Here is a 12,527-nt window from a genome sequence, read left to right on the forward strand (position 1 = left end):
TGACAATGGGGCTTTCTGAGCTTTTGATGATTAATTACAACCAAGAAAGGCTATTATTGAGCAGATTGTGCTTGAGTAACAACCTCTTTAGTACCTTGAATTTCGATCTCTACACGACGATCTGGTGCCAGGCAGTTGATTAGGTTAGGTTTGCGAACCTTATCACAAGTAGAACCAGTGACTGGGTTTGCTTTACCGTGACCTTCCGCGCTGATGCTGCCGGCAGGGATACCTTTAGATACCAGATAGTCAACTACGCTTTGAGCGCGTTTCTGAGACAGTTTCTGATTGTAAACATCTTTACCGATACGGTCAGTGTAGCCTAAAACCAGTACTTTGCCCTGATTTGGGTCGATATTTGCTAACTCAGTATAGAGTTGATCCAGATTGTGCTTACCTTCGGCTTTCAGCTCAGAACTTGCAAATTCGAACAGCACATCAGAACGCAGGGTAAAACGTTTATTTTCAACAACGGGTGCTGGAGCTGGCGTTGGAGCAACAATCGGAGCTGGAGCAACAATCGGGGCTGCTGCTTCATCTTGGCCGAAGCGATAAGAAACACCTACGCTCAACAGACCGTTATCAGGACGTGCACCTACTGAACCTGCATCTCCGACATTGTTAACCCACTGGTAATCCAGACGAGTAGCCCAGTCTTTAGTTATCGCATACTCAACGCCGATAGCTGCCAGTGGAGAAACACCGGTGTCGTGATTTTTCAGATGTCTGTTGGTTGCGCCGTAAGTTGCTTTGGAATCTGCCCGCCAAACCATACCACCCAGACGGGTATAGATATCCAAGTCATCCATAATTGGATAACTGAGTTTGGTTGCCAATTGGAAACCGTGAGCTTTGAAGGCACCATTATTGACGCTGCCTTTGTAAGACATACGACCTAACCAGTCATAACCTATTTCAAAACCTAGGTACGGATTGGCTTGATAACCTAAGAAAGCACCCGCACCCAGTTGGTTTTTGTGAGTAGGGCCATTACCGATTGCATTGGTATAATCGTTGCCGTAGAAATTTACGTCATGGTATTGGGACCAACCCAACTTACCACCGGTATACCAAGTGTTGTCTTTTGGAGCTGCTTGCGTTGCAGTTGTGAAAGCGGCCACTGCCACTGCTACCGCGATAGCTGTCTTTTTCATTTTAACGCCTCGTTATTATCATCACCCAATAGGCAAGTGGCTTTGGGAGCCTTTTTACTTACTGCCTACCCCATTAGGCTATTTCATTTGCCATCTTCGTAATAAAAGCAAACGCTGAGTTGGGCTCAAATTCTTCGGTACCCTTATTGTGTGTACGTTTTGAATTTTACGCATTTTCGTGTTCACTATTTATCCATAAGAATGGCCTGCACTAAATTTAATATCTACTAAGATAGGTTGTTGAGCCATATTGATTAAAAAACTCAGTTAGGAATACTGCACTATCATAAAACCGATAGACCAAACAATACCGCAGTACTAAGTGCAGTAACCTTTAATGGTGTAAAGTCTACAACGAAGTTAAAAAGTTACAAGTGCCCCTTGATTAATAGAGTAAAAAATTTAAAAGATAATGTATGATTTCAAAAAAACTTTACTATTCTTTACAACTAATCTTACCTTAATTAATTGATTTTAATTGTGATTAGTGGTTCTTGGCCTGAATTGGTTATTTTGTGTTATGAATATTGCAATAATTTCTAGCTTTGGTCAATGATAGTGAATGGAATGGATTTTTAGTAAATCTGATCGCGATTCAGCACGGTTAGTTTCTTTATTTGTATCTTGTGGGCGCATAATAAAGCCCAGTGCATTACCTTTTTGTGCCGCAGCCCGTAATCTTACGGTATCTTTTTCTGATAACTTTGGTAGCCAGCCAAGTACCACGCTGTAATTACCACTCGCCAATGCTCTTTCCATTGCCTCTACCGTTGTAATGGAGCTAATGCGATTTAATTGGATAACCTTATCTAAAGGTAATCCGGAGTTAATTAACCATTGGCGGCTCAGTTTCTTATGTGGACTAACCCATAGCAACCAGCGGGCTTCATTTCCTGATTGGCGTAACAACGGTAGTAATATACGATTAATGACCGCTTGGTTATCGCTATATTGGTTATCACTATAAATCAATTCACTCACTATGCCTTCTTTACCTTCTTTACCCGCTTTCACTACCCCATCTCTTTTGGCTGAATCATCTTGTACAGGTGAAGAGAGTGATAGCCGCTTTTTGGTTGACTGGTGTTTAGAAGGGTAAACCCAGGATGATTGAACGCCCATAATGAACCTCGCCACAATTAACTGTATTAATATACAGTATCTTCATGTCAGGCTAAGATCAAGTCTATTTTTTCAAAGAGCTTCGCAAATATTGATTGTAAATGGCTGTAAACTCATTTAACCATTGGCAGATAAAATTGGATTGCGTATGTTTTTAATTGCTTGTTCCTGTTATTTATTTTACTAGTAATTGGGACAAATCTATGGATAAGAGATTTATTTGCACAAAACTCATGGAGTGATCTGTATGTTTTTGTCTGAGGTACGTTTTACTCAACTCAAAAATGGTTTTTCTTCGTTTGGGGCATTGACAAGGAAGCCACAGTTTGGTGGTTACAGCCTGTTAGCTGATGGGATTATGTTCGCTATTATTGCTGATGGAGAATTATATTTAAGAGGAAATGGCCATGCTGAAGTATTATTTAAAGCCAGAGGAATGAAAAACTATATTTACTCGAAAAAAGGAGTGCCTGTAACTTTGCGTTATTATCAAGTTGTTGAGTCACTTTGGCAAGATCAAGAGTTGTTATCTCAATATGCGTATTTGGCTTATCATTACTCATTTATTGAAATGGCGGGTAAAAAGAAGATGCCAGAGCGTTTGAAGGATTTGCCTAATCTTGGAATGTCTTTGGAACGTCAGTTATGGAAAGTCGGAATATGTAAAGTTGAAGATTTGCGGTTGTTAGGTGCGAAAGCCAGTTATTTAAAACTGCATCAATATAAAAGAAATTCTAATGTTAGTTTATTACTTGCTTTGGCTGGTGCAATTGAAGGATGTCATTCAGCCGTTTTACCGGTACAGATCCGTAATGATTTATTACGCTGGCACAAAGAATTGGCTTGTTAGATCTTTATCGTGAACAGCTAAAGGAAGGGGCAGTCAACTGCCCCAGTATGTCAATCTGGTTATAATTGATTAATTCGTTTAATGATATTGGCGATTTTAGGTAGCAATTCTATTAATAAACTGATTTGTTGCAGTACCAGTTGTTCTTTACTATTTCTTTCTACCGGCGCTTGCTCAATTCTTTTCACTATGTTGACAGGTATTTGCTTAATTCTATCATCGTCTATTAATATCGATTTTAATGCTGTATCGACATAACAAACAGCATCATTAAGAATATCCAAAATAGCTTTATTATCCAATTTATCTCGATGTGCTCCCAGCGCAGAGATGTAACTTAGCATAGTGTGATTTAGGCACAATAGCCGGAATGCTTTTTCTTGAGAAGTCTGGTCACTTTTCGGCTCGGCAGACATGTTTGAAATAACGGATACCAGTTCTGCATCACTATTATGGGCATCACGGCGGGCAATTCGATAGGTCAATCCATTATCTTTTCCCTGATGATATTGAACAAAAATGGCATCAAGATAGCGACAATTGGTATTCATCGTCCGGTTTATCACTTGTGATAACTGGCGGAATTTCCAGTCTGGCCAAATGAAATTTACGGTTAACCAAGCGCTACCACAACCGATTAATGTATCAATAATTCTTGGTAGTGCGACTTCAAAGCCTTCACCTAACAAATTGAAGCATAATAATACCAGTAATGTGATAAACAGGGTTGCATGCGCATACTGGGTATTGCGGAAGGTGAAGAACAATACGCCAGAAATAACAATTAACACCAGTTGCCCCTCAATAGATGGCACAAAGTAAAGGATTGGCAAGCCGATCAATACGCCAGCAACAGTTCCTATGATTCTCAGTATCAAACGGCGGCGGGTAGCGCTGTAGTTGGGTTGGCAAACCAATAGACTGGTTAGTAAAATCCAATATCCATGTTGTAAATCTAGCAACTGGATCATGGTGTAACCACTACATAGCAGAACAGACATACGGATTGCATGGCGGAACAGGGCTGATTGTGGGGTTAGGTGACGGTTGAGCCTTAAACAGATATCACGCCAGCCAGTCAACGTTTCGTCAGATAGTTGAGTCTCATCTTTTCTATCTCTGGAAAGATTGTATCGTCCAGAACTCATGCTTGCTAATTGTGCATCAATTGCGCGCAGGTTTTTCAGCAAGTTATATAAGGCGTTAATCTTGAGGTTGTGTTTCTGTTGTTTACTGAGTTGTTGTAGGGAACTTTCCAAATAGTTAAATGCACGTTCGACATGCGGATTGTGTTGGTATGGTTTGTGCCAAAGTATCGATTGAGCAATTTGTTCACATACACGGGCTTGCATAGAGAGAAGACGTTGAAAGCGAAACAGAATATCGCTGTAACGAAAAGTATGTAGTAAGCTCTGATATTGCACATGGGATGAACTTGCATGTTCGTGAATATCTTGTGCAACGAAGTAATAGTGCAGAGTGTGGTCGGTTCCTCGTTGGCTGCTATCGCCTTTCAGACGGGTCAGTAGGGAGGCTTTGGCTTGATTTAGCGTGTTAACTAAGACACTGTTGGCCATTGCCACATTAACGACGGATTGCTGGTATCCTTCTTCTATTATATCGGGATCAAACAGATTAGCTTTAGCATCAAGGTAAATTGCAAGTTGTTGGTAACAACGCGCTAGATTGTCTTGTAACGGACGGATGGGGAACAGCAAATGACCGGTTAGGGTTAGCAGGTTATACCAGATTGCACCTGTCAGCAGTAATAGAGGTTGTTGATACCATAGAGGGAAAATAGACGAACCAAGCATGGTATAAATCGCGATCAACAACGCACCAAATGCAATAGTGGCATAACGTTGTCCGAGGGCTCCCAGTAAGATAAAACTGCAAGTGGATAACGCCAGTCCAATGGTAAAAAGCCAAGGATAAGGGAACAGTAATTCAATAGAGGCTGAAGCGATAAAGAAAGAAATCAGCGTGATCACTAGGTTACGTAAACGGCCAGTCAGACGATCATCAAGATCAGCGAGTGCTGCGGCAACAACGCCCAAGGTCAATGAGATAGTTATTTTAGGCTCTTTATTCAGAAGCCAAGGCACTAGTGTTGTTCCAGCCAAGGCGATTAGGATACGGTTATAATAGAGAAAATGACTGTTATAAAGAAAACGGCGCAGACCGGAGAAAACAGTTAGCACAAGATACCTCTGAGGTAATAATAACGGCCATAAATAACTATTATGATAAAAGGTTTATTGGTGATAAAAAACTCTTATAAGACATAATTCAACTATTTTTTAGGTACGGCGCTCGATAATGGAACTTAAAGCAACACAAATTGGCCAACGCCTTGCTCAGCATCCTTATAATCGGGTGCGCTTGCTGAATGCAGGTATTGAAGTCAGTGGTGAAAAGCATCAATACCTGATCCCATTTAACCAGTTAACTAATATTCAGTGTAAACGGGGTATCATCTGGGGTGAGTTAGAGTTTGAACTATCCGATAGACAAACGGTTCGTCTTCATGGCACTGAATGGCAGCAAACTCAGCGTTTTTACCATTATCTGCTTAGTGAATGGCAGAAATGGAGCCAGGAAATGAGTGATATTAGTGCTAATGTACTGGCAACTCAGGTTAGTGAAATCAACAGCATTGACCAACAGAATCGCTGGCTTAAAAAAACGGATTTGTTCCATTTGCAACAGCGGATTCAGGCAGCGTTGCAGGCTTTACCATTGCCGTTACAACGTCTGGAACAATTTGATAGTTGCCGGGATGGGTATCAAACGTGTTTGCGCTGGCTTGAGAATGGTGAAAAGCTTGTTGAAAAGATGAACCTGCAATGGACAGAACGTATGTTGGAGCAACATCGTGACTTTTTTCAGCGGGTAGAAACATCTCCGTTAAATCTTTCTCAGAGTTTGGCTGTTGTTAATGGTGAAAATTCAGTTCTGGTTCTTGCTGGTGCGGGGAGTGGAAAAACATCTGTGTTAGTTGCGAGAGCGGGCTGGTTATTACTTCGCCAACAGGTAATTCCCGAACAGATATTGCTGTTGGTATTTGATAATCAGGCTGTAAGTGAGGTGAATGAACGGATTCATACCCGTCTTGGTGTGAATGATATTAAAGTAAAAACGTTTCATGCTCTGGCGTTGCATATCATTCAGCAAGGAAATAATAAAGTACCAAAAATCAGCGAACTGGAAACTGACGAGCAAAAAAGAAGAGATTTTTTGGTTAAACACTGGCAACAACAATGCAGTGAGAAGAAAGCACAGGCCAAAGGTTGGCGGGAATATCTGACGGAAGAGTTGCAATGGGAAGTGCCGGAAGGTGAATTTTGGCATGATGAACAGCTTGCTAACCGCTTGTCAGACCGGCTTGAGCGTTGGTTGGGTTTGATGCGTATACATGGTGGTAGCCAGAAGGCGATGATAGAGCAAGCTCAGGAAGAGTATCTGAATCGGTTTCAAAAATGTATTCGCCTGATGGGGCCTTTATTAAAAGCATGGAAATCTGAATTAAAAACAGAAGGTGCTGTTGATTACTCAGGGTTAATCCATCAGGCCGTGAATATTCTGGATAAAGGGCGGTTTATCAGCCCTTGGAAGCATATTCTGGTCGATGAGTTTCAGGATATTTCACCATTAGGGGCCAAATTGCTCACTGCATTGCGAGCACAAAACAGCCAAAGCTGTCTGTTTGCAGTAGGGGATGATTGGCAAGCAATATATTGTTTCAATGGTGTGGAGCCGATGTTGACTACCGTATTTGCTGATTATTTTGGTAAAGATGCTGAATATGTATTGGATATCTCTTATCGATTTAATGAAAGGATTGGTGAAGTTGCTAATGCGTTTGTGCAGCAAAACCCAAATCAATTAAGGAAGCCATTAAATAGCTTGATTAAGGGTAATAAAAAATCAATTGTTATCCTGCCAGAAGATCAGCTTGAATCTTTATTGAATAAAATGAGTGGTTATATCACTGAGCAGGAAACGATTTTATTACTGGCACGTTATCACTATTTGAAACCTGAATTACTGAGAAAAGCAGGAACTCGCTGGCCTAAACTGAAAATAGAGTTTATGACTATCCATGCTTCCAAAGGGCGACAAGCGGATTATGTAATTATTCTTGGTTTGCATCAGGGGCAAGATGGTTTTCCTACACCAGCAAGGGAATCTGTGATGGAGCGGGTTTTATTGCCGCCGCCGGAAGATTTTCCGGATGCGGAGGAGCGTCGCCTTTTGTATGTTGCATTAACACGGGCGAAGAAGCAGGTGAGGTTGATGCAGAATAACAAGAATCCATCGGTGTTTGTGCGTCAATTAGAGCGGCTAAATGTGCCTGTTCAACGTAAACCTTGAGGTTTTGCTTTGGCTGAAATATTCAGGGCTATCATGGGATATCTTTGCTGGAGATCCTACTTTGTTTTTTCCTGGTATCTGACTTGGAGAAAGCACGTAGTTATAGGTATATACCCGTTATCTTTCAAGTTGCCTCTTTGTTGGCTGCACTCGCTCACCCCGGTCACATAGTTTGCTATGCTCCCGGAGATTCACTCCCTTGCCGTCGCGATGCATCTTGAAATCCATAGGGTATATATATGTTGTAAAGACTTATTTCAGACGGTCATTCAAATAGTGTTGATAATCAGGTATTTGAATATTTACTGATTCAGAAAACAGAGGGGAACCAACAATAAAATCCGCAGACGCCAGATTGGTTGCAACTGGGATATTCCATACTGTAGCAAGGCGCAGCAGTGCTTTTACATCAGGATCATGAGGCACGGAATTAAGTGGATCCCAGAAAAATATCAACACATCAATTTTCCCTTCTGAGATTAGAGAACCAATTTGTTGATCTCCCCCCATTGGGCCACTAAGCATATTGGTAACGGGTAATCCGGTTTTGTTCTGAATCAGATTACCGGTTGTGCCGGTAGCGTATAAATGATGTTTCTTGAGTAAATTCTTATGTTTTTTGGACCAGGTTAATAGCGAAGTTTTACAGTGGTCATGCGCAATAAGCGCTATATTTTTAGCGGTTGCCATTGTGCGGGTTGTCAATTCCATGAGGATACCTTAGTGATCATTATTATGTTTTCGAATGCAGTGAGCTCAATTGATAACAATATTTATCATATACATTGTAATAAATAAACAAAGTAAAAATATCGAATTTAAGGAGGAGTAAATGAGTGACCGGAAAATTGCAGACATCTTAAAACGAGTAAAAACAATCGCTCTGGTCGGTGCGAGTGAAAAAACGACTCGTCCAAGTTATAAAGTTATGGCTTATTTACTGGAACAAGGCTATCAGGTGATTCCTGTCAGCCCGAAGCTTGCCGGACAAACACTGCTTGGGCAACGAGTGTATGCACAACTGGCAGATATTTCACAAGTTGTTGATATGGTTGATGTGTTCCGTAATGCTGAAGCTGCATATGACATTGCGCAAGAAGCTATAGATATCAAGGCAAACGTTCTTTGGTTGCAACTTGGTGTAATTAATGAGCAGGCAAAAGTGTTGGCAGAGGAAGCAGGTCTGGATGTTGTTATGGATCGTTGCCCAAAAATTGAAATTCCAAGATTAGGACTCGAAAAATAATATTTTTCAGCTTGTAGTTATTTGGTTTCTAATCAATGGATGAATGGAGCCCTGGCACTAATATCTAATGCAAACTTAAAGTGTTGGATGAGAAGCGGTGTCTGGGTTCCAAGAGTTCAAATCGTGTCTGAGTTGGATATTGAGTTTACTTTTCTAGACATCTTGTAAAATCTACTTTCACAGTTATTACAATATGTTAAGGCAATTTTAATTGTTCTTATGGCTACTAAATTTTGCCAGAATCTACACTTTTATTGCTATAAGATATGGTGCTTTTGCTGTACCTCAGTTTTGACCCTTTTTTATCATCAAAAAATAATTTATTGATTTAAAAAGAAAATTAGATATCTCCTAAAAAAGGGTTTTTTCATTTTTTATCACTATATTCTTTAACAGTCAGCAACTTAAGGTTAATATGTAACAGTGCACTGCCGTACAGGCAGCTTAAAACACGATAACTGCCCTAGGTTGTTTAGGTATAAATGGAGGATTAATTGCGCAGCCTTGGGGCCAATAGCTGATTGCGGATGGATTCTGCTAGCTCATCTAGAGAAGGTTGCTCTGGATGTTCATCAGATGTTTCATAGGCTAATTGTGCTTCAGCCAAATAAGTATGTACAGGTTGACCATTGTCATCTTCCATCACAACGTGATACCAGGGAGCGGAACGCAGGGTAGCATTAGATGCAATGTCATCCTCTTGGGGTTGCTCCAGAGAGTATTCCACATCAATATCCACGATGACTCCCAAATAACCCAGAAGCTTGTGACGTACTTGTTGGCCGATACCGAATTTGCTGGCGATAATCATAGTCACCTCCAAAGAAGTCTTGTATTGACATTGATATAAGGGCAGTAAGGTGAATTACAAGAGCCGTACCCGGTGGTTGAAGTCTTTTTTTGCTTTAATTGCGAGTGTGACTTCATCTATTTCAGGTTAGCGGTAGTAAATATAAAATACAACCAACAGTCGTGTGCTTAACTATATATGTGAGCGATACCGCAAGGTGATTGGGTTGATAGGGGGTAATTATGATTAAATATGGGATAACAATTTATGTTTATGGCCGGGTTCAGGGAGTTGGATTCCGCTATCAAACTTTTCGTTGGGCGAAATTTAATAAGCTGGCAGGTTATGTCTGTAATTTGCATGACGGTAGTGTCAAAATCGTAGCTTATGGTGACAGTGAACAACTAAATAAATTAACCCATTGGCTGGAACAGGGTGGTCCACCCGGAGCACAAATAGATAACCTTTCTTCTCACCCCTGCGCAGTGGAGGATGTTGCAGATTTTAGTGTCCGCCACTGAGCTGGATTATTGATCAGATACATTTTACCGGTTTCGGCAGTCCGGCAATTTTAGTTGCCTGTTTTGCCGGCCCTTTGGGAAACAGACGGTAAAGGTAGCGGCTATTGCCTTTTTCTTCGCCATACTTTTGTGCGATTGCTTTTACTAACATACGGATAGCCGGGGATGTATTAAACTCCTTATAAAATTCCCGGATAAAACGAATGACTTCCCAATGCTGTTCAGTCAAAGTGATTTCTTCTTGTTCGGCGAGGAGTAAAGCTATTGCTTCCTGCCAGTCACTACTGTTTTTCAGATAACCTTGCGCATCGGTTTCGATTTCTTGACCTTCGAATACCAACATAATCATTAATAACCATCAAAGAAAAGTAGCCGTAATTTAGCAAAAATCACTTCTGTACCCAAGGATAGTATGCACATATGCGGATAAAATAAGCCAACGATAGTGAAAAAGGGTAAATTTACGGCAATCGAACAGAAGGATACTTTACATCTGTTTCGGTGCTGTTTATAGTGCACCCCATTGCGGAGGGGTGGCCGAGCGGCTTAAGGCAGCGGTCTTGAAAACCGCCGATGGGAAACCATCCGAGAGTTCGAATCTCTCCTCCTCCGCCACTTCTGCTTCTACTCACATCTTGTAAATTCTACTTTTCCAATAAAATTAAAGAAATATCCCAGACCAGGCTCTACTCTTGTCTACCCGTATCTATTCAATGTACCTCTATAGCTGTGAGGGAATTTATGAAGCTATCTGATGGTGGTAGCTTGTATCTATTAGTAAAGGCAAGCACAAGAGAAAGCACTATCCTCACCTTAGTATCAATGAACTTCCTGATTTTCTGAAATTTTACCCTGAAACTTAAATATAGAAGGAGTTGCAGGAAGATATGGATTGGAAAAGAATGGATAGTTGATAAAAACCTCTTAAAATCTCATCAAATCAACGATGCAAAACAACAACAAGCAGAATTGTTACAACAAGAAAATGAAACACTTCATTGCTACACTGAAAGAGATTCAGTCTATAACCTGAAATAAAAAAATTGTAGTAAGAAATGAAAGAGGGGAGAGAATAGTAACTGCTTGATATTGAATTGCTTATTGTAACCAATTATACAAAATTAGTTAACCTTATAAGGAATAAGAACAACACATTATTATTTTTCTAAACTAGACTTTGATTGGCATGAGTTGCAAGGGGATTATTTTTACAATGATTTAAATATATTGATTATGAAATATACCCTATGGATTTCAAGATGCATCGCGACGGCAAGGGAGTGAATCCCCGGGAGCATAGATAACGATGTGACCGGGGTGAGCGAGTGCAGCCAACAAAGAGGCAACTTGAAAGATAACGGGTATAGCATTATTTGATTTAAGGAAGGTGTATGAACCAACAAAATGATTTTAAAGCATTTTCTATTATTGATGATGCTAATGTAGTGAGTCAGGAAAAATATGAAGAAAGTCAGAGTTTACAGATGGGGTTTCCACCAGAGAATGTTTCTACTCATGTATTAAATAAGGTATTACGCCAATCCTCAACAATATCATCTGTTGTAGCTGGTTTTATTGCGGAACAATCTGGCGCTGATATTTTGGATAATGGAGACATAGCCAAACTTACTGAGCAATTAAATCGAGCATTAGAACAAAAAATTACAACAGATATTCCCAACGCTTCATTAACACAAGAAGGTATAGTCCAGCTTACAAATGTGATTGGCGATAGTGACACATTGGCAGTTACACAAAAGCTTGCTCAGGAAATAGTAAATTCATTACGTGAATATACAGATAATCGAATTAAAACAGCCAGTGAAGTTCCTGTTGGTTCTCCTATTCCTTGGCCATTGTCCCATCCACCTGTTGGCTATTTCACTTGTAACGGTTCAGCTTTTGATAAATTACAGTACCCAAAGTTAGCAGAAGCTTATCCTGACGGTAAATTGCCCGATTTAAGAGGAGAATTTATTCGAGGTTGGGATGATAAACGAGGTGTGGATAGTGGCCGTAGAATTTTAACTTCTCAGGGAGATGCTATCAGAAATATTCAGGGCTCGTTCGCCGGCATGATAGCAACAAACTATCATTTGGCAACAAGAGGGGTTTTTTATGCCAGCCAAGTTCTTGGAATAGCTACAGATGGCAGTTTCAAATCGCTAAATGTTTCTGATACGGATACTCCATACGGTTTTGGATTCGAGGCGTCAAGGGTTGTTCCTGTAGCCTCAGAGAATCGCCCTCGCAATATCGCATTTAACTATATTGTAAGGGCAGCATGATGATAGGGCCATTTGGCCCTTATTGCTTACAGCGATAACAGCTTACTTTCCCATTATTCAATAATTTCTCTCTTTTCTTTCAGATAGTCGTAATTTCATAATGATATTTTTTTATCATTTCAGTTAGTTATTTGTTATAATATATTACAAGTGGTTTTATCTGTAAAATTAATGTTTATTCT

11 protein-coding genes and 1 tRNA gene are annotated in these 12,527 nt (G+C 40.3%); 6 read left to right on the forward strand and 6 right to left on the reverse strand.

What is annotated here, in order from left to right:
• Positions 1–53 precede the first annotated feature (53 nt).
• Together ompA and sulA are read right to left on the reverse strand one after the other, a co-directional pair.
• Positions 54–1,154, reverse strand: coding sequence for a porin OmpA (gene ompA, locus LG003_RS21650; RefSeq protein WP_262981613.1), 1,101 nt, complete (start codon positions 1,152–1,154; stop codon positions 54–56).
• 549 nt (positions 1,155–1,703) lie between these two features.
• A complete protein-coding gene (gene sulA, locus LG003_RS21655) occupies positions 1,704–2,276 on the reverse strand; it encodes an SOS-induced cell division inhibitor SulA (RefSeq protein WP_112877855.1) in 573 nt (190 codons plus the stop codon).
• A 247-nt stretch (positions 2,277–2,523) separates the two neighbouring features.
• Here sulA and LG003_RS21660 point away from each other — a divergent pair, with 247 nt between their 5' ends.
• Positions 2,524–3,126: a TfoX/Sxy family DNA transformation protein gene (locus LG003_RS21660; protein ID WP_112877856.1), complete on the forward strand. Its 603-nt coding sequence runs from the start codon at positions 2,524–2,526 to the stop codon at positions 3,124–3,126.
• A 59-nt stretch (positions 3,127–3,185) separates the two neighbouring features.
• Here LG003_RS21660 and yccS read toward each other — a convergent pair whose 3' ends face one another.
• On the reverse strand, positions 3,186–5,327 hold the full coding sequence (gene yccS, locus LG003_RS21665) for a YccS family putative transporter (protein WP_262981614.1): 2,142 nt from the start codon (positions 5,325–5,327) through the stop codon (positions 3,186–3,188).
• A gap of 118 nt (positions 5,328–5,445) precedes the next feature.
• Here yccS and helD point away from each other — a divergent pair, with 118 nt between their 5' ends.
• Positions 5,446–7,500, forward strand: coding sequence for a DNA helicase IV (gene helD / locus LG003_RS21670; protein WP_262981615.1), 2,055 nt, complete (start codon positions 5,446–5,448; stop codon positions 7,498–7,500).
• Positions 7,501–7,752: 252 nt separating this feature from the next.
• On the opposite strand, the gene mgsA is transcribed toward helD, so the two are convergent.
• Entirely contained in the window at positions 7,753–8,211 is a 459-nt protein-coding gene (gene mgsA, locus LG003_RS21675; protein WP_112877859.1) for a methylglyoxal synthase, read from the reverse strand.
• 121 nt (positions 8,212–8,332) lie between these two features.
• On the opposite strand from mgsA, the gene LG003_RS21680 reads away from it, so the two are divergent.
• On the forward strand, positions 8,333–8,746 hold the full coding sequence (locus LG003_RS21680) for a CoA-binding protein (RefSeq protein WP_112877860.1): 414 nt from the start codon (positions 8,333–8,335) through the stop codon (positions 8,744–8,746).
• Positions 8,747–9,236: 490 nt separating this feature from the next.
• Here the strand turns inward: LG003_RS21680 and hspQ are convergent, their stop codons facing one another.
• On the reverse strand, positions 9,237–9,557 hold the full coding sequence (gene hspQ / locus LG003_RS21685; protein WP_036807155.1) for a heat shock protein HspQ: 321 nt from the start codon (positions 9,555–9,557) through the stop codon (positions 9,237–9,239).
• A gap of 221 nt (positions 9,558–9,778) precedes the next feature.
• On the opposite strand from hspQ, the gene yccX reads away from it, so the two are divergent.
• Entirely contained in the window at positions 9,779–10,057 is a 279-nt protein-coding gene (yccX, locus tag LG003_RS21690) for an acylphosphatase (RefSeq protein WP_112877861.1), read from the forward strand.
• Between the two features lie 13 nt (positions 10,058–10,070).
• Here yccX and tusE read toward each other — a convergent pair whose 3' ends face one another.
• Positions 10,071–10,400: a sulfurtransferase TusE gene (gene tusE, locus LG003_RS21695; RefSeq protein WP_036783230.1), complete on the reverse strand. Its 330-nt coding sequence runs from the start codon at positions 10,398–10,400 to the stop codon at positions 10,071–10,073.
• Positions 10,401–10,584: 184 nt separating this feature from the next.
• Here tusE and LG003_RS21700 point away from each other — a divergent pair.
• Both LG003_RS21700 and LG003_RS21705 read left to right on the forward strand, forming a co-directional pair.
• Positions 10,585–10,672: transfer RNA gene (locus tag LG003_RS21700), tRNA-Ser, on the forward strand.
• Positions 10,673–11,448: 776 nt separating this feature from the next.
• On the forward strand, positions 11,449–12,345 hold the full coding sequence (locus LG003_RS21705) for a phage tail protein (protein ID WP_262981616.1): 897 nt from the start codon (positions 11,449–11,451) through the stop codon (positions 12,343–12,345).
• Positions 12,346–12,527 lie beyond the last annotated feature (182 nt).

The organism is Photorhabdus kleinii (assembly GCF_025384885.1).
Classification (GTDB): Bacteria; Pseudomonadota; Gammaproteobacteria; order Enterobacterales; family Enterobacteriaceae; genus Photorhabdus; species Photorhabdus kayaii.